The 17,384-nt window shown below is 71.1% G+C and carries 14 protein-coding genes and 1 tRNA gene; 2 read left to right on the forward strand and 13 right to left on the reverse strand.

Going from position 1 to position 17,384, the window contains the following annotated elements:
- Nucleotides 1-46: 46 nt before the first annotated feature.
- Both ACFSE6_RS04810 and ACFSE6_RS04815 read right to left on the reverse strand, forming a co-directional pair.
- Nucleotides 47-1,576, reverse strand: a complete 1,530-nt coding sequence (locus tag ACFSE6_RS04810) for an NAD(P)/FAD-dependent oxidoreductase (protein ID WP_465254118.1) — start codon at nucleotides 1,574-1,576, stop codon at nucleotides 47-49.
- A 113-nt stretch (nucleotides 1,577-1,689) separates the two neighbouring features.
- Nucleotides 1,690-1,763 (reverse strand) — tRNA-Leu (locus ACFSE6_RS04815).
- Between the two features lie 150 nt (nucleotides 1,764-1,913).
- Here ACFSE6_RS04815 and nhaA (ACFSE6_RS04820) point away from each other — a divergent pair.
- The gene (nhaA, locus tag ACFSE6_RS04820) at nucleotides 1,914-3,137 is read left to right on the forward strand and encodes a Na+/H+ antiporter NhaA (RefSeq protein ID WP_388002803.1); all 1,224 of its coding nucleotides are present in this window, start codon (nucleotides 1,914-1,916) and stop codon (nucleotides 3,135-3,137) included.
- Between the two features lie 71 nt (nucleotides 3,138-3,208).
- Here nhaA (ACFSE6_RS04820) and ACFSE6_RS04825 read toward each other — a convergent pair whose 3' ends face one another.
- Nucleotides 3,209-4,156, reverse strand: coding sequence for a Ppx/GppA phosphatase family protein (locus ACFSE6_RS04825; RefSeq protein WP_388002806.1), 948 nt, complete (start codon nucleotides 4,154-4,156; stop codon nucleotides 3,209-3,211).
- 60 nt (nucleotides 4,157-4,216) lie between these two features.
- Between ACFSE6_RS04825 and ACFSE6_RS04830 the strand changes: the two genes are divergently transcribed.
- Nucleotides 4,217-4,678, forward strand: coding sequence for an aminoacyl-tRNA deacylase (locus ACFSE6_RS04830; RefSeq protein WP_388002809.1), 462 nt, complete (start codon nucleotides 4,217-4,219; stop codon nucleotides 4,676-4,678).
- 63 nt (nucleotides 4,679-4,741) lie between these two features.
- On the opposite strand, the gene nhaA (ACFSE6_RS04835) is transcribed toward ACFSE6_RS04830, so the two are convergent.
- The 10 genes from nhaA (ACFSE6_RS04835) to mfd all read right to left on the reverse strand — a co-directional run bounded on the left by nhaA (ACFSE6_RS04835) (nucleotide 4,742) and on the right by mfd (nucleotide 17,374).
- Complete coding sequence (gene nhaA, locus ACFSE6_RS04835; RefSeq protein WP_465254123.1) at nucleotides 4,742-6,016, reverse strand: Na+/H+ antiporter NhaA; 1,275 nt, start codon at nucleotides 6,014-6,016, stop codon at nucleotides 4,742-4,744.
- A 163-nt stretch (nucleotides 6,017-6,179) separates the two neighbouring features.
- Complete coding sequence (locus tag ACFSE6_RS04840) at nucleotides 6,180-6,716, reverse strand: DUF501 domain-containing protein (RefSeq protein WP_388002815.1); 537 nt, start codon at nucleotides 6,714-6,716, stop codon at nucleotides 6,180-6,182.
- 12 nt (nucleotides 6,717-6,728) lie between these two features.
- Nucleotides 6,729-7,214 (reverse strand): FtsB family cell division protein, encoded by a 486-nt coding sequence (locus ACFSE6_RS04845; protein WP_388002818.1) that lies wholly within the window; start codon nucleotides 7,212-7,214, stop codon nucleotides 6,729-6,731.
- Between the two features lie 344 nt (nucleotides 7,215-7,558).
- The gene (gene eno / locus ACFSE6_RS04850) at nucleotides 7,559-8,839 is read right to left on the reverse strand and encodes a phosphopyruvate hydratase (RefSeq protein WP_388002821.1); all 1,281 of its coding nucleotides are present in this window, start codon (nucleotides 8,837-8,839) and stop codon (nucleotides 7,559-7,561) included.
- 72 nt (nucleotides 8,840-8,911) lie between these two features.
- Nucleotides 8,912-9,490: a hypothetical protein gene (locus ACFSE6_RS04855; RefSeq protein WP_388002824.1), complete on the reverse strand. Its 579-nt coding sequence runs from the start codon at nucleotides 9,488-9,490 to the stop codon at nucleotides 8,912-8,914.
- A gap of 145 nt (nucleotides 9,491-9,635) precedes the next feature.
- Nucleotides 9,636-11,393 carry an ABC transporter ATP-binding protein gene (locus ACFSE6_RS04860; protein ID WP_388002827.1) on the reverse strand — a complete coding sequence of 586 codons (1,758 nt, stop codon included), beginning with the start codon at nucleotides 11,391-11,393 and terminating at the stop codon, nucleotides 9,636-9,638.
- Nucleotides 11,381-12,169, reverse strand: a complete 789-nt coding sequence (locus tag ACFSE6_RS04865) for an energy-coupling factor transporter transmembrane component T (protein WP_388002830.1) — start codon at nucleotides 12,167-12,169, stop codon at nucleotides 11,381-11,383. Before ACFSE6_RS04865 ends, ACFSE6_RS04860 begins: the two co-directional genes overlap by 13 nt.
- Entirely contained in the window at nucleotides 12,166-12,801 is a 636-nt protein-coding gene (locus tag ACFSE6_RS04870; RefSeq protein WP_388002833.1) for a hypothetical protein, read from the reverse strand. The genes ACFSE6_RS04865 and ACFSE6_RS04870 overlap by 4 nt, the downstream gene beginning before the upstream one ends.
- A 115-nt stretch (nucleotides 12,802-12,916) precedes the next feature.
- Nucleotides 12,917-13,720: a SurA N-terminal domain-containing protein gene (locus tag ACFSE6_RS04875; RefSeq protein WP_388002836.1), complete on the reverse strand. Its 804-nt coding sequence runs from the start codon at nucleotides 13,718-13,720 to the stop codon at nucleotides 12,917-12,919.
- Between the two features lie 63 nt (nucleotides 13,721-13,783).
- Complete coding sequence (gene mfd, locus ACFSE6_RS04880) at nucleotides 13,784-17,374, reverse strand: transcription-repair coupling factor (protein WP_388002839.1); 3,591 nt, start codon at nucleotides 17,372-17,374, stop codon at nucleotides 13,784-13,786.
- Nucleotides 17,375-17,384 lie beyond the last annotated feature (10 nt).

Genomic DNA, 17,384 nt, shown 5'->3' on the forward strand with positions numbered 1-17,384 from the left:
CCGTTCCGGCAGGAGGCGGACGATTCGTCGTCGCCCGGGGCGGGCGCTACTTCTTGGCGCCGGAGGAGCGGGTCGCCGCCGCGGCGTCGGACCGCTCGGTGGGCTTGTTCTCGCCCTTGCGCTGGCCGGTGGCCTGCTCCCACGCCGCACGCGGCTCGTGCAGGGCGCCGAGGGGGACGAGCTCACGACGGAAGAACAGCGCGGCCGTCCAGTCGGCGAGGATCCGGACCCGGCGTTCCAGCGAGGGCATCGCCATCACGTGATACGTGCGGTGCATGAACCAGGCGAGCGGACCGCGGAACTTGCGCCCCATGATCTGCGCGACGCCCTTGTACAGGCCGAGCGAGGCGACCGTGCCGATGTTCTCGTGCACGTAGTCGGTGGGCTGCTCGCCGGTGAGGACCTTGACGAGGTTCTCCCCCAGGTGCTTGCCCTGGCGCACAGCGTGCTGCGCGGTCGGGGCGCAGGTGCCGTCCGGCGTCTTGGGCCCGGTCGAGAGGTCGGGCACCGCCGCGCAGTCGCCGGCGGCCCACGCGTTCTCGACGACGTTCCCGTCCTCGTCCACCACCTGGAGCTTGGCGTTGGTGCGGACCCGGCCGCGCTCCTCGAGGGGCAGATCGGTGTTGCCGAGGACGGGGTTGGCCTTCACGCCCGCGGTCCACACCACCGTGTCCGCCTCGAAGGTCTCGCCGGACGACAGCTCGATGTGCCCGTCCACGCAGGAGTTGAGGAAGGTGTTGAGGTTGATCTCGACGCCACGGTCGCGCAGCTGCTCGAGCGCGTAGCCGCCCAGCTCCTCGCCGAGTTCGGGCAGGATCCGCCCGGCACCTTCGACGACGACGAACCGCAGGTCCTCCCGGTCGATCGAGTCGTACTGCTCGGTGGCGGCGCGGGCCATGTCCTCGACCTCGCCGAGCGCCTCGATGCCGGCGAACCCGCCACCGACGAAGACGAAGGTCAGCATCCGGCGCCGCTTCTCCGGGTCCCACGTGGAGGCGGCCTCGGCGAGCTTGCCGAGCACCTGGTTACGCAGCGCCGTGGCCTCTTCGATGTGCTTGAAGCCGATGGCGTTCTCCGCCAGGCCCGGGATGGGCAAGGTGCGGGCGACCGATCCGAGTCCGACGACGAGGTGGTCGTAGGTGACTTCGTACGGGTCATCGCCGTTGCCGGGGTCGATGACCGCCTTGCGCTCGGCGTGCCGCACCCCGGTGATCGAACCGGTCAGCACCGTGGTTCCGGTCAGCTCGCGGCGCAGGGACGTCACCACGTGGCGGGGCTCGATGGAGCCGGCCGCCGCCTCGGGCAGGAACGGCTGGTACGTCATGTAGGGGTGCGGATCGACGACGGCGATCTCGACGTCCTGCCGTCCGACGTGCTTGCGCAGGGTCAGGGCGGTGTAGAGCCCGATGTAGCCGGCGCCGGCGACGAGGATGCGCGGCGTGCGCCCCTCGACGGACAGAACCGGGCGGACGCTCTCCTCGCGGCCGGCCTGCACGGCCTTCGCGGTCAGAGCACCCGCTCCAGCGAGAGCGGCCGATAGGGCAAGGGCACGCGCTGTGGAAGCCATGGCGCCCATCGTAGGAGCCTTTGCCCCGGGACGAACGTCAGGAACCGGCCTTTGGTGCCGTGACAACCGCCACGATGCCGGGCGCTTACCCGACGGCAGCGCAACCGCAGGTGACCGCTCGGTGCCCCCAACGGGATTCGAACCCGTACTGGGCCGGGTTTAAGCCGGCTGCCTCTGCCAGTTGGGCTATGGGGGCCGCCGGACCATCCTGCCGCACCGGCCGGCGCCGGCAGACGTGAAGGCGGATTGGAGACGACGTTCGCCTCGGTCCTATTCTGGCCGGGCTCGACCGGACGTGGAATCCCGCGCCGGCCAGCCAGCCGGGACGAGGGACGATCGGGGCAGGATGAGCAGGACAGGCCACGCCGGGCGGGCTCTTCGCCGGTATCGCGCGAAGCTGCAGCACGAACCGTTCGCCGGGGCGGTCCTGCTCCTGGGCGCGCTCGTGGCGCTGGTGTGGGCGAACTCGCCGTGGGGTGAGACGTACGTCGGCCTCACCGAGTTCGTCGTCGGGCCGGCGTCCTGGCACCTGGACCTCCCGCTCGGTGACTGGGCCGCCGACGGCCTGCTCGCCGTGTTCTTCTTCGTCGTGGGCCTGGAGCTGAAGACGGAGTTCGTCTCCGGCTCGCTGCGGGACCTGCGCCAGGCGTTCGTACCGATCCTCGCCGCTGTGTTCGGCATGGTCGGCCCCGCGTTGGTCTACCTGACGATCCAGGCGTCGACCGGCTCGGACGCCTACCACGGTTGGGCCGTGCCGGTCGCGACCGACATCGCCTTCGCCGTCGCGGTCCTCGGCATCTTCGGCCACGGCCTTCCCCCGGGCGTCCGCACATTCCTACTGACCCTGGCCGTGGTCGATGACCTCCTGGGCATCGTGGTCATCGCCGTCTTCTACACCGCCGAGCTGAACTTCCTCGCCCTCGGGGGCGCCCTCGCCGTCATCGCCGTCTTCGGCTTGCTGGTCCGGCGTCGCATCACCCGGTGGTGGGTGCTCGTCCCGCTGGCCGTGCTCGCCTGGTACCTCATGCACGCCTCGGGCGTGCACGCCACCATCGCCGGGGTCCTGCTGGGCCTGACCGCGCCGGCGACCACCCTGCACCACGAGGACGAGCCGCTGACCGAGCGCATCAACGACATCGTCCAACCCTGGTCGGCCGGACTCGTCCTGCCGGTCTTCGCGTTCTTCGCCGCGGGCGTGCGCGTCGCTGACTCGGGCGGCCTGGGTGCGGCACTGACCGACCCGGTCGCCCTCGGGATCTATCTGGCCCTGCCCCTGGGCAAGCTGCTCGGCATCTGGGGCGGCGTGACACTGCTGACGAAACTGACCCGGCTCCGCCTCGGGCACGGCATCGACCTCGCGGACATCTTCCCCGTCTCTCTGGTCGCCGGCATCGGCTTCACCGTCTCGCTGCTCATCGCGAGCCTGTCCTTCGGCGCGGAAGATCCCCGCTCGGCGCATGCGCGGGTCGCGGTGCTCGTCGGTTCCCTGCTGGCCGCCGTCGGCGGAGCGTTGCTGCTGCGACTGCGGGTGCGCGTGCGCATCCGGGGACGGGCCGCGCACCACCGGTAGGTCGCGCACGCCCACGCGCCGGACGGCGGGCGGCGTGGCGCCGTGCCGGCTCGCCCGGCCGGGGGCGAACCTCAGGCCAGCGAGAGCGCGATGCCGTCGAGGATGTCGTGCTCGCTCGTGATCACCCGGGCCAGCCGGCCACCATCGGCGGCGACGTCCTGCTCGACGCGGGTGACGACGTCGGACCAGAGCAGGGCGCCGGCACCGATGACGTCGACCCGGCCGGGATGCATGAACGGCATGGCGGCCCGGGCGCTGCGCGGAGCGGCCAGCAGGTCGGCGCACGAGGCGCGGACCCGGTCCGGGGTGAGGGCGGCGCCGTCGATCGCCGCCGCGTCGTAACCGGGCAGGTCGAGCGCGTGCGCGGTCACGGTCGTGACGGTGCCCGCCACGCCCACCAGCGTGCGGGCCGCACCGAAGGGGACGACGGCGGCCGCCTCGTCGATCCGGGCACTGGCCTCGCGACGGGCTGCGGCGATCTCCTCCTCGGTCGGCGGGTCGGTCGGCAGATGGCGCTCGGTCAGCCGCACACAGCCGACGTCGACCGAGCGGGCGGCGCGAACGGTGTCCTGCCCGAGCACGAACTCGGTCGAGCCGCCGCCGATGTCCACCACGAGACAGGGACCGGGGTGGTCGCCACCGGCCAGTGAGGACACGGCGCCGCGGAAGCTGAGCTCGGCCTCCTCGTCGCCGGTGATGACTTCCGGCAGGACACCGAGGGCGTCGTGGATGCCGTCGACGAAGTCCTGCCGGTTCTCGGCGTCGCGGCTGGCGGAGGTGGCGACGAACCGGATCCGCTCGACCCCGTGCCGGGTGCATGTCTCGGCGTAGTCGCGGGCGGCGGCGACGGTGCGGTCCAGCGCCACCGGGTCGATCCGTCCTGTGCGGTCGACCCCTTGGCCGAGCCGGACGACCTCCATGCGGCGTTCGACGTCCGTCAGGGATGTGCCCGAGTCGAGATCCGCGACGAGGAGGCGGATGGAGTTGGTCCCGCAGTCGATGGCCGCTACACGAGTCACGGACCAACCCTGCCACGAGTGGCCGCCCCCGCCGTGCGGTTCCCGCCGTAGGCTCGCGCCATGAGCGAGACCCGTGCCACAGCGGCGCTGGACGCCTCCGGACTGGCCTACACCCTCACCCGGCACGGCCCGGTGTCCGGGTTGGAGGAGGCGGCGGCCGCCCGAGGCGTCCCGCCGTCGGCCGTGCTCAAGACCCTGGTAGTCCGGCGCGGCGCCGAGGACTACCTGTTCGTCCTGGTCCCGGGCGGCCGGGCGATCTCCTGGCCGAAACTGCGCGCCGTGCTGGGCGTCAACCGCCTCTCGATGCCCGACGCCGCCACGGCCAAGGACGTGACGGGCTACGAGCGCGGCACGATCACACCGTTCGGCGCGACGACCGCGTGGCCGGTGATCGCCGACGCCTCCATCGCCGGGACCGTCACCATCGGCGCCGGGGCCCCGGGAACGGCAGCCGTCGTGGAGGCAGCCGCGCTGATCGACGTCCTGAGCGCCCAGGTGGCCGATGTCACGGAGCTCTCCTGACCGCGTCGGGTCGCTCCCGGAGATCGCATCCGGCCGCTCCTACCCACGCTCACGGTCCGGGCGTCAGGACCGACCGCCGGGGTCCTGCGAACTCGACTGACGCTTGCGCACCACGCCGCGCACCGTGCCACGCCGGTCCGGGTGCTTCTCCGGACGGCGCCACGCCGTGCGCGCCCCTCGGCCGCGGATCCGGACCTTGGCGCGGGCGCGAAGGGTGAGCGCGGCGAGCAGGGCCGAGATGAACGAGGCGACGAGAACCGAGAACCGCGCGGGGTCGGACTCAGGCGTGCCGGCGAAGGACAGCTCGGCAATGAGGAGCGAGACCGTGAAGCCGATACCGGCGAGCATGGCGACACCGAGCAGATCGGGCAGATCGACGCCGTGGCCCAGGCGCAACCGAGTCACCCGGGTCAGCACCGCGACACCGCCCCAGATGCCGACGACCTTGCCGAGCACCAGGCCGGCCACGACACCGAGAACCACCGGGTCGGTGGCCAACTCACCGATCTCGGTGCCGATCACGGTGACACCGGCCGCGAAGAAGGCGAAGACCGGCAGCGCGAATCCGGCCGAGATCGGCTGGATCCGCTCGACGAACGCGTGGGTCATCTGGTGGTGCTCGCTACGGCGGGTCTTGGCCGGGACCGTCATGCCGAGCAGCACGCCCGCCACGGTCGCGTGCACGCCGGCCTCGTGCATGAGCGCCCAGGCGAGAACGGCCAGGGGGACGAGCAGCCACCAGCGGGTGATGCGGCGCTGGACGAGCAGCCCGAAGACGGCGATGACGGCGAGCGCGCCGATGAGCGGCAGGAAGTGGATCTCGTCGGTGTAGAAGACAGCGATGACGGTGATCGCGAGCAGGTCGTCGACAACGGCGAGGGTGAGCAGGAACACCCGCAACGCGGGAGGCAGGCCCTTGCCGAAGATCCCGAGCAGCGCGACGGCGAAGGCGATATCGGTCGCGGTCGGGATCGCCCAGCCGTGCATCGCGCCGGAGTCCGTGGCCGCCTGGATCACGGCGTAGAACACCGCCGGCACGACCATGCCGAGGACCGCGGCGAGCATGGGTAGCAGCGCCTCGTCGATACGGCGCAAGGATCCGGTGACGAACTCGGTCTTCAGTTCGAGCCCGACGACGAAGAAGAAGATCGCCAGCAGCCCGTCCGCCGCCCACGTGTGCAGGCTGAGATCGAGATGCAGGGCGGCCGGACCGAACTCGAACTCCGCGAGATGGTGATAGGCGTCCCGCCACGGGCTGTTGGCCCACAGCAACGCCAGGACGGCGGCACCCAGCAGGACGAGGCCGGCGAAGGTCTCGTCCCGGATGCTCACCTGCATCCGGCGGTTACCCGAGTCGTCCTTTGTGGGGATGTGGTGGTGTTGGGACGGCTCGCGATGCGGCATAGGCAGACCCTTTCGCGTGTGGTCGGCGAAGTGACGTTGCCGACCAGACTTCCCGGCACACCGGCAGCCACCCTACGTGAGAAGTGCGGGCCCGCGCTCAGCACGAACACTGCGCGGGACTCCAGGTGTCCCCGAGCAGCGTGAGAGTCTCGTCGCCGAACGGGTTCACCCCGGGGCCGACGGCGAGGGTGTGCGCGAGCAGCGCGTGCAGACACTTTACCCGGGTCGGCATGCCACCGGCCGAGGTGCCGGCGATCTCCGGGACCTCCCCGAGCGCGTCCCGGCGTCTGAGGTAGTCCTCGTGGGCGCCGCGGTACCGGGCGGCGAGGTCCGGCTCGTCGGCCAGGCGGGCGTTCATGGTCTCCATCACGTGCGTGGCCTCGAGTGTGCTCACCGCCTTCACCGCCGGCGGACACGTGAGGTAGAAGCTGGTGGGGAACGGTGTGCCGTCGTCGAGGCGCGGGGCGGTACGCACGACGAGCGGGCGCCCGCAGGTACAGCGCGCGGCGACAGCCACCAGCCCACGGGGGACGCGTCCCAGCTGCTCGGTCAGCACGGCTACGTCCTCGTCGCTGACCTGCGGGCGGGTACGGTCCGGCTCGGCCGTGCGGTCGGTCGGGGCGGGCTCGCTCACCGGGTCATTGTGCTACGGCGTCGGCTCGTCGGTGGGCACGGTCAGACCGGACGGGTCCTCGTCGCCCACCGCCGACTCCCCCGCCACCTGGACGGATTCCCAGGTGCGCAGGTACCACGGCGTCGCAGCCGCCCGTTCGGCCTGCCGCTCGGCGGCCTGCTCCTCCGCGGGCGACTCGCCGCCGGTGACCGTCTCCGGATCGACCACGACGTACGGCGTCTCCCCCGGCATCACATATCCCAGGCGGTCACGCGCCTGTGCCTCGACGTACTCCGGGTTCTGCCACAGCTCGATCTGCCGCCGCAGCTCCGCGTTCCGCTCGCGCGCCTCGGCGACGTCGGCGTTGAGGCTGCGCAGCTCTTCCTGCTGGGCGACGGCGTAACGCAGCGTCGGCGCGACGATGACGAACGCGACAAGGATGACGACGAACAGCGCGAGCGCCCGCAAGCTGATCGCCGGCCGTGACTGGCCGTCGCCGAAGGCGAGGGCGCGGCGCACACGCCGATCGGAGCCGCTGCGTGCCGCGCCGCCCCGGGGCGTACGCGTGGTGCCGCGTGCCGTGGTGGCCCGGCCGCGGGATCGCCCGGTGCGACCTGTCCGCGTGGCGGTCCCACCTGGCCTCGAATGTGCCGACCCTCGCGCCGGTCGGGGCGCCGTCTGACGCGCGCCGCCCCGGGGCGCGGACGGACGGCGAGAGGTCATGATGTCATCGTCCCCCACGCCGTCGCCGATCCGCGGTAGCCCGCCCGCGCGGGTCGCGAGCCGGTACATCCCGGACCGGCCCGGAGACACGTCAGGCCCGCTCCGGTGCGGAGCGGGCCTGACCGGTGCGGGCGTGGACGTCAGGCGCCCGCGCGCGGGAACGCGCTGCGACCGGCGTAGATCGCCGCGTCGTCCAGCTCCTCCTCGATGCGCAGCAGCTGGTTGTACTTGTTGATCCGCTCGCCGCGGGCCGGGGCGCCGGTCTTGATCTGGCCGGCGTTGACCGCCACGGACAGGTCCGCGATGGTGGTGTCCTCGGTCTCGCCGGAGCGGTGCGAGACCATCGCGGTGAAGCCGTTGCGCTGGGCGAGAGAGACGGCGTCGAGGGTCTCGGTCAGCGTGCCGATCTGGTTGAGCTTGACCAGGAGGGAGTTCGCTGCGCGCATCTCGATTCCCCTGGTCAGGCGCTCGGGGTTGGTGACGAACAGGTCGTCGCCGACGAGCTGGACCCGGCTGCCGATATTCCCGGCGAGTTCGGCCCACGCGTCCCACTCGTCCTCGCTGAGGGGGTCCTCGATCGAGACGAGCGGGTAGTCGGCAACGAGCTGGTCGTAGTAGCCGACCATCTCGGAGGAGCTCTTCGCCGCCCCCTCGAACTGATAAGCACCGTCCGAGAAGAACTCCGTGGCCGCGACGTCGAGCGCCAGGGCGATGTCCTCGCCGGCGCGGTACCCGGCCTTGTCGATGGCCTCGAGGATGAGGTCCAGGGCCTCGCGGTTGGAGCCGAGGTTCGGGGCGAAGCCGCCCTCGTCACCGAGACCGGTGGCCAGTCCGCGGCTCTTGAGCACGGACTTGAGGGCGTGGTAGGTCTCCGCGCCCCAGCGGATCGCTTCCTTGACGGTCGGCGCCCCGACCGGCGCGATCATGAACTCCTGAATGTCGACGTTGGAGTCCGCGTGCGAGCCGCCGTTGAGGATGTTCATCATCGGCACGGGCAGCAGGTACGCGTTCGGGCCGCCGACGTAGCGGAACAACGGCAGGCCGGCGGACTCGGCCGCGCCCTTCGCCACGGCGAGCGAGACACCGAGGATCGCGTTGGCCCCGAGCTTGGTCTTGTTCGAGGACCCGTCCAGGTCGATGAGGGTCTGGTCGATGATGCGCTGTTCGGTGGCGTCGATCCCGAGGACCTCGGGCGCGATGGTGTCGATGACCGCGTCCACGGCGTCCTGGACACCCTTGCCGAGGTAGCGGTCCTTGTCGCCGTCACGGCGCTCGACCGCCTCGAACGCACCGGTGGAGGCGCCGGAGGGTACGGCCGCCCGCGCGACGGTGCCGTCCTCGAGCGCGACCTCGACCTCGACGGTGGGGTTGCCGCGCGAGTCGAGGATCTCGCGGGCGCCGACGGCCTCGATACTGGCCACAGGGGACTCCTTACGTCTGGAAAGTGTCAGGTACGACAGACGCCTCCCACCGTAGTACCCCGCGGTGTGAACTCAGCCGCCCGGCTGCTGCTCGGACTGCCCCGACTGGCCGGTCTGCTCGCCCTGGTCCTCCTGGTGCAGCCAGGGGTAGCTGGTCGGCACGATCTGCCCGGCGGAGTCGGGGGTCCCGTACCGCGGGTTCATCTCCAGCGCAGCCTGGTCCGTCGCCTGCTGGAGCCGGGTGAGCAGGTCCTGGGCGTCCTGCGACTGTGAGATGTCGCCCTGCTGCAGGATGAACCGGCCCAGGTCGATCGCCGCCTCGGAGTACTCCTCGGGCGGCTGCATCTGCTGCGAGGTGGCCGCCTGGCTCAGTGCCTGCTCGACCTGCTGGTCCGAATAGCCGTACCCCGCGTCGGTCGCGATCGGCTCGAACAGCTCGGCCTGCACGAGCGTATGAGCGACCTGGGAGAGGCTGACGGGCTGCGCGCTGATGGTGTTCCAGTCACGGGTCGCGGCATCGACCTGGCTCTCGGTGATCCGGGTGCCGTTGACGACGGCCGCGGTGCCGGGCTGCGCGGAGCAGCCGGCCACGACGGCTCCGCAGGCGGCGAGTGCGACGACGGTGCGGACACCTCGGCGGGACAGGGCCACCGTGTACCTCCGGTTCTCCCGGGTGGTGCCGGGCTTCCTTGCAGATGGCGGGCCGGCGACCATGGTACGGCCTCCACCAGCCCCCGCGCCCCGCCACCCGCCGACTCGTCATTCATGTGCCGACTCGTCTTGGCGTGCCGACTCGTCATTCGTTCGCCGACTCGTCATCCTTGTGCAACGCAGCGGCGACGGCGTCGAGGTCGAGCCCCGAGGTCGCCAACCCCAGTCGCGCCGCGAGATCGACGGCGGCCGGCGGCGCGAGCCATGCCGCGGCGAGCGCGTCGGCGTCGGTGAAGATCTCGTCCGGGCTGCCGTCCGCCACGACGCGGCCACGCGCCATGACGACCACTCGGCCGATCCGACCTGCCAGGAACTCCATGTCGTGCGTGATGGTGACGACCGCTCGGCCTCGGCCGGTGAGATGGTCGAGGATCCGGGCGAGCCGGTCGAGGCCAGCGCGGTCCTGACCGGCCGTGGGCTCGTCGAGCACGACGACGTCCGGGTCGGCCGCGAGCACCGAGGCGATGGTGACAAACGTGCGCACCGAGAGCGGCAGGTCGTGCGGGTTCTCCTCGAGCACCGCGGTCAGCCCGGTGAGCTCAGCAGCTTCGTGCACCCGACGGTCGCGCTCGGCCTCGGGCAGCTTCGTCCGTTTGAGCCCGTACCTGAGCTCAGCGCGGACGGTCTGGTGGAAGATCTGGTCGTCCGGGTTCTGGAAGACGTAGCCGACCCGGCGCGAGACCTGGGCCGTGGTGCGGCGGGCGGTGTCCTCACCGGCGACCGTCACCGTCCCGGAGGCGGGCCGGACGAGGCCGTTCATCATCTTCACTGTGGTGGTCTTGCCCGCGCCGTTCTGGCCGACGACGGCGACGGACTCTCCGGCCGTCACCGTCAGCGAGACACGGTCGACGGCGCGGGTGCCGCCGGGATAGCTGTAGCTGACGTCGTCGATCCGGAGAATCGGCTCGGGTGAGCGACCGGCCGGATCAGGCTGCCGCGCGGCCAGGTCGCGGTCCTCGCGCCCGGGTCGGCCGGCGCCCACGGAAACCGCCGAGACCCGGGGCGCCAGGGCTTCGGCGAGCGATTCGACGCTCAGGTGCGTCCCGACGTCGATCCCCCGCTCGCGCAGCCCGTCCGCCAGGCGCACCACTGGCGGCAGGTCGACTCCGTGAGCCGTGGTGCGTACGTCGGCCACGACGTCCTCCGGCGTCCCGGCGACGGCGACCTCGCCGCCGTCGAGCACCACCATCCGGTCGGCGTGCCGGGCCAGCAGTCCCGTCGTGTGCTCGACGAGCAGGATCGTCCGTCCGGACGACCGTGCCCGAAGGAGGAGCTCGAACACGTCCTGTCTCGTACGGGGGTCGAGCTGACTGGTGGGCTCGTCGACCACGAGGACCGGCTGGTCCATGACGAGCACCGAGGCGAGCGCGACACGCTGCTGCTGGCCGCCGGAGAGTTCGTAGGGATGACGGCCGGCGAGGTCGGTCAGGCGAGCGTCGGTCAGGGCCTGGTCCACACGGTCACGGATCTCCGGCGCCGGCACGCCGAGGTTGCCCAGGCCGAAGGCGATCTCGTCGAAGACGGTGTCGGTGATGCCGCTCATCTGGGTGAACGGGTTCTGGAAGAGGTACCCGACGTTCCGGGCGAGCGTGTCCTCCCCGGCGCTGGAGACGTCCAGGCCGCCGACCCGGACCGTCCCGGTCAGCTCACCCCCGAAGAAGTGCGGCACGAAGCCGCGCACGGCGTGGCACAACGTGGTCTTGCCGCCGCCGTTGGGGCCGACGACGCCGCACAGGGTGCCGGGCTCGACCCGAAGGGTCACCCCGCGCAGGGCAGGGGTGTCGGCGGCCGGATAGGTGTAGGTGAGATCGACGACCTCGATGCCGGCGGTCACAGCACCCACAGCACCACCCGCCCCGCCACGGCCGCCAGGAGGAGCGCCAGCAACACGCGGCGGATCGCCCGGTCCGCCGCGGTGTCGAGAACGGCGTACAGCGAGGTGCGTGGACCGGACAACGTGAACCCTCGCGCCTGCAGCGCGAGCGCCTTCTCCTCCACAGACAGCACGGAGGCCAGGATGAGTGGCACCAACGTGGGCAGGAACGCCCGCACGCGCACGAACCAGTTCGCATCTGTCTCGACACCGCGGGCGCGCTGGGCGTCGAGGATGGTGGTCATCTGTTCGCGCATCTGGGGGATGAGGTTGAGGGCTGCCACGACGACGTAGGTCACCTTGGGCGAGACCCGCCGGCGTTCGAGTTCGAGCATGAGGCGGCGCCGGGAGATGAGTTGGACCGCCAGCACGATGGGCGTGGCGACGCCGAGGATGCGCTGGGCGAACAGCCATCCGCGTTGCATGCCCTCGACGGTGGCATCGAAGATCCAGACCTCGACCAGCACGCGTTCCCCCGCGATGAAGATCGTCTGCATCAGCACGATGACGACGCTGACAAGCAGGGCTGTCGAGGCCCAGGCGACGGTGAAGCCGCGCAGCCGACGCCCTGCCACCGCGAGCACGAAGCACACGAGGACGACGCCGAGCACGGACGCGGTGCCGAACATCTGGGAGACGACCGCGAGCACGACCGTGCCGACCGCGATCGTCATCGGATTGAGGCTCCGGACACGGTTGTCCTCGCGGACGAGTTCGACACCCGGGGGTGTTGCGGCCGCGGTCACGAACCGACGGTGCTGCCGCCGCGGGCCTTCCTCCGCGCCGAGACGAAGACCTCACCGTGCGGGAACCGCAGCAGCGCGCGGTCGGAGACGGCGCGCACCACGAGCACCGCGATCAGCACGGAGGCGGCCTTGTCGAGCATCTCCCCGACCACGTGGGACGCGAGAACCGACTGGAAGAGGGAGAGCCCGGTGTTCTCGTGGATCAGTCCGGTGAGGACTGAGACACCGGACGTGGTGAACCCGCCGAAGAGCCACGTGGTGATCGCGGCACTGACGAGGACCGACGCCGCGGCGACGACGAGGAATCCGCCGACGGTCCCACCCCAGCCGGTGAACCACCCGCGGCGAGCGAGCACACCGACGACGAGTCCCATCAACCCGGCGAGTCCGGCCCACGGCAACATCGTCGGATCCCCGACCGAGAGCAGCATCACGCTGAGCACGCCGGTAACCAGACCGATCCACGGCCCGGCGAGCATCGCGACAAGGTAGGTGCCGATCGAGTCGAGGAACACCCACAGCTGCAGGGTCTTCGCGAGACTGCCCCCGGCGAAGTTGATCGCGATGGCGACCGGGATGAGGAGAATCGCCATGAGGGTGAAGTCCCGCTTGATCGAGGCTCCGAAACTCATGCGTGCTCCTTGTGGCGAGGGGACGCCGGCACCACCGCCGCCGTCCGGACGTGCGCCACAGTGTCCCGCCGGGCACGCCCGGGTGTCCAATGCGCCGTGCGCACCGGAGGGCCGGTCAGAGGTTGACCTCTACCTCACCGTCCTGGCGTAGCTGGTCCACCAGCTGCTGGGCCGCCTGGCCCTCCTTCTGGGACCGGAGCTGCTCCTCGAGCTGCGGGCGCGCCTCCTCGAAGCTCGGCGGCTCCTGTCCCTGACCGCCCTGTCCCTGACCGCCCTGGCCGCCCTGCTGTTGCTGCTGGGCGGACATCTGGTCGTAGAGCTGACGCAGCTCCTGCTCGGTGGGCTCGGTGTCGCCGCCCTCCTCAGCGACGAGGCGCTCGATCTCGACCTGAGTCTCAACCTCGGACATGACCTCGTCCTCGCTCATGTCCTGCTCCTGCTGCAACCGGTCCAGGAACTCCTGCCGCGAGCCCGTACCACTTGAGGCGATGATCTCGTCGAGGGTGCTGTCGATCTCGTCCTGGCTCACGTCGTAGTCGCGGCTGTCGGCCTCCTGGACGAGCAGCTCGGTACCGACCATGCTCTCCGCGGTCTGCTGCCGTAGCTGCTCCTCGTCCACGGGCTGCCCGGACATCTGGGCCTGCATCTGCGCCTGCTGGAACTGCGCGGTGTAGGTCTCGACGAAGTCCTCGCGGGCGATCTCCTCGCCGTTGACCACGGCGACGACCTGGGGGATGCCGTCGAGGTTCGGCTCGGGCATCTCAGGCTGACCACCCTGGCCGCCGTCACCCTGGCCCTGCTGGCCCTGCTGCCCCTGTTGCTGGTCGGGCGGGGCTCCGGCGTCGTCGCTGTCACCGCATCCGGCGATACCGAACACCACGACGGCGGCAGCCGCGGCGCTCACGAGGGTCCTGCGCATGTGAGGCTCCTTGTCGACGAAACAGCCCACGCTACCCGCCGCCGCCGAGCGGCGCGTGCACGGTCAACTCGTCCCGGCGGCGGCCTTCTCACCGGCGGCGGCCGCCGCCGCCACCGACGCACCGAAGACGGCGTCGATGAGCTCACCGACCCAGTCCAGCAACGCCGCGTCCTTGAGCGGTTTGCCTCCGATGCGCGCCGTCGTCGGGAACGGCACCAGCGCGGCTCGCACCGCGGGCTTGAGCACTGTCTGCGGGTACAGGCGCTTGAGCCGCAGCTGGGCCGACTCCGGCAGCTCCACCGGCGCGAAACGGACGTACCGCCCCTGCCCGGTGATCTCCGCCAGACCGACCTCGCGGGCCTTCTCCCGCAGCGCGGAGACAGTGAACAGCCGTTCCACCGACTCCGGCACAGGCCCGTACCGGTCGGCGAGCTCGTCACGGAGCTTGTCGCGATCCTCGTCACTGTTCGCGGCCGAGATCTTCGCGTACGCCTCGAGGCGGAGGCGCTCGTGGGAGATGTAGTCGTGCGGGACGTGCGCGTCGACCGGGAGCTCGACCTTGACGTCGGCCTTCTCCTGTTCCTTCTCGCCGCGGAACTCGGCCACGGCGTCGGAGACCATCCGCACGTACAGGTCGAACCCGACGCCGGCGATGTGCCCGGACTGCTCACCCCCGAGCAGGTTGCCCGCACCGCGGATCTCCAGATCTTTCATGGCTACCTGGGTGCCGGCACCGAGCTCGGTGTGCGAGGCGATGGTCGCGAGCCGGTCGTGTGCGGTCTCGGTCAGCGGCCGCTCGGGCGGGTAGAGGAAGTACGCGTACGCCCGCTCCCGGCCCCGGCCCACGCGGCCGCGCAGCTGGTGTGCCTGGGACAGGCCGAGCTGGTCCGCCCGCTCGACGATGAGGGTGTTGGCGTTGGAGATGTCCAGTCCGGTCTCGACGATGGTGGTGCAGACCAGCACGTCGAACTCCTTGTTCCAGAAGTCCTGGATCACCTTCTCGAGCTGGTGCTCGTTCATCTTCCCGTGCGCCACGGCCACGCGCGCCTCGGGCACCAGCTCGGCCAGCCGGGCAGCGGCCTTGGAGATGGAAGAGACCCGGTTGTGCACGTAGAAGACCTGGCCGTCGCGCAGCAGCTCCCGGCGGATGGCCGCCGCAACCTGCTTCTCCTCGTACGCGCCCACGTAGGTCAGCACCGGGTGGCGTTCCTCGGGCGGGGTGGCGAGGGTGGACATCTCGCGGATGCCGGTGATTGCCATCTCCAGGGTCCGTGGGATCGGCGTGGCGGACATGGCCAGGACGTCCACGTTGGTCCGCAGCTGCTTGAGCGTCTCCTTGTGCTCGACGCCGAAGCGCTGCTCCTCGTCGATGATCACCAGCCCCAGGTCCTTGAAACGCACCTCGCCGGTGAGCAGCCGGTGGGTACCGATGACGACGTCGACCTCGCCCTTCCGCACGCCTTCGCGCACCCGCTGAGCCTCGGCGTCGGTCTGGAAGCGGGACAGCGACTTCACGGTGACCGGGAAGCCGGCGTACCGCTCGGAGAAGGTGTCGAAGTGCTGCTGGACCAGCAAGGTGGTGGGCACCAGGACGGCCACCTGCTTGCCGTCCTGGACGGCCTTGAACGCGGCCCGGATAGCGATCTCGGTCTTGCCGTACCCGACGTCACCGCTGAGCAGCCGGTCCATCGGGTGCGACTTCTCCATGTCCGCCTTGACCTCGTCGATGGTGACCACCTGGTCGGGGGTCTCCATGTACGGGAAGGCGTCCTCGAGTTCGCGCTGCCACGGGGTGTCCGGCGAGAAGGCGTGCCCCTCGGTGGACATGCGCGCCGCGTACAGCCGGATGAGCTCCGCCGCGATCTTCTTGACGGCCTTCTTCGCCGACGCCTTGGTCTTCGCCCAGTCCGCACCGCCCATCTTGGACAGGGTCGGCGCCTCGCCGCCGGTGTACTTGGTGACCTGGTCGAGGGAGTCGGTGGGGACGAAGAGACGGTCGCCGGGTTGGCCCCGCTTGGAGGCGGCGTACTCGATGACGAGGTATTCGCGGCTGGTCGCGTCGGCCCCGGTGCCGACGGTCCGTTTGACCAGCTCGACGAACCGGCCGACGCCGTGCTGCTCGTGCACCACGTAGTCGCCCGCCCGCAGCGCGAGCGGGTCGACGACGTTGCGACGCCGGGAGGGCATCTTCCGCATGTCGCGGGTGGAGGTGCCCGCCCGTCCGGTGATGTCCGACTCGGTGATCAGGGCCAGCTGCAGGTCCGGCGCGACGAAGCTGCGACCGGTGGCCGCCGTCGTCACCAGCACGACCGATGCCGGTGGTTCCTCGTCGACCTCGTCCACGAGGCGGGCGGGCACGTCCGCGGCAGCGAGCTGCTCGGTCATCCGCCGGGCCGGCCCGGGCCCCTCGGTGGTGAGCACCAGACGCCAGCCCTGCCGGACGAGATCGGCGAGGTCACGCAGCGCCTTCTCGACGTCTCCGGCGTATCGCTCCACATCCCGGGCACCGACCGTGAGGGCGCCAGTCCCGCTCTCGTCGGCGAGCTCGGCGTCAGCAGGCAGCGCGGAGAACGACCACCACCCGAGGTTGCGGCTCAGGGCGAGGGCGCGGGCCTCGGCGAGGTCGGCGAAGGATGCGGCGCGCAGGTCCAGGGGTGTCTCGCCGCCCTGCGAGGCGGAGGCCCAGGCGGCGGCGAGGAACTCCTCGGTCGTGGCAACGAGGTCGTGGGCCCGCCGGCGAATGCGTTCCGGGTCCGACAGGACGACGAGGCTGCCGTCCGGGACCAGATCGAGCACCGGCTGCATCCCATCCGCCAGGACCGGCGCGAGAGACTCCATGCCCTCCACCGCGATGCCCTCGGCGAGCTTCTCGAGCATGTCGCGCGCGCCGGGGAGCTCGTCCGCCAGCGAGCGCGCCCGGGCGCGGACACCGGAGTCCAGGAGGAGCTCGCGGCACGGCGGTGCCCACAGATCCTCGACGGTCTCGAGCGAACGTTGGTCGGCGACCGAGAAGGCGCGGATCTCGTCGATCTCGTCACCGAAGAACTCCAGGCGCAGTGGGTGGTCCTCGGTGGGCGGGAAGACGTCGAGGATACCGCCGCGGACGGCGAACTCGCCGCGCCGCTCGACCATGTCCACGCGCGTGTAGGCGGCGGCAGCGAGGTCGGCGGTGAGCTGCTCGAGGTCCCGCTCCTCACCAACGCGCGCCGAGACAGGCTCGAGATCACCGAGGCCGGTGACCACAGGCTGCAGGAGGGCCCGTACCGGCATGACCAGGACGCGAATCGGTCCGGTACGGGTGCCCTCCGCGCCGGGATGGCGCAACCGCCGCAGCACCGCCAACCGCTTGGCGACGGTGTCGCTGCGGGGTGAGAGCCGCTCGTGCGGAAGGGTCTCCCAGGCCGGGAAGACCGCGATGTCGTGGGTGGGCAGGACATTGCTCAGCGCCGCTGCGGCCTCGTCGGCCTCGCGCCCCGTCGCGGTGACGACGACGACGGGACGATGGTCGGCGACGGCGGCGGCCAGCGGGGCGCGCACCCCGACGGCGGCACTGACGTGCAGCAGCGGAGTGGGCACGGTCTCGCGGGAGTGCCGGACGGCGTCGGCGACCGCCGGATCGCGGCGCAGCAGCGGGAGGAGTCCGGAGAGCTTCATGAGTCCTTCG

This window comes from Georgenia deserti (genome assembly GCF_042680605.1).
Classification (GTDB): domain Bacteria; phylum Actinomycetota; class Actinomycetes; order Actinomycetales; family Actinomycetaceae; genus Allobogoriella; species Allobogoriella deserti.

Coding starts and splice junctions, on each gene's coding strand:
- ACFSE6_RS04830 (WP_388002809.1), top strand. CDS start 4,217: ATGAGCGAGACCCGTGCCACAGCGGCGCTGGACGCCTCCGGACTGGCC.
- mfd (WP_388002839.1), bottom strand. CDS start 17,374: ATGAAGCTCTCCGGACTCCTCCCGCTGCTGCGCCGCGATCCGGCGGTC.
- ACFSE6_RS04875 (WP_388002836.1), bottom strand. CDS start 13,720: ATGCGCAGGACCCTCGTGAGCGCCGCGGCTGCCGCCGTCGTGGTGTTC.
- nhaA (WP_465254123.1), bottom strand. CDS start 6,016: ATGCAGGTGAGCATCCGGGACGAGACCTTCGCCGGCCTCGTCCTGCTG.
- ACFSE6_RS04810 (WP_465254118.1), bottom strand. CDS start 1,576: ATGGGCGCCATGGCTTCCACAGCGCGTGCCCTTGCCCTATCGGCCGCT.
- ACFSE6_RS04870 (WP_388002833.1), bottom strand. CDS start 12,801: ATGAGTTTCGGAGCCTCGATCAAGCGGGACTTCACCCTCATGGCGATT.
- nhaA (WP_388002803.1), top strand. CDS start 1,914: ATGAGCAGGACAGGCCACGCCGGGCGGGCTCTTCGCCGGTATCGCGCG.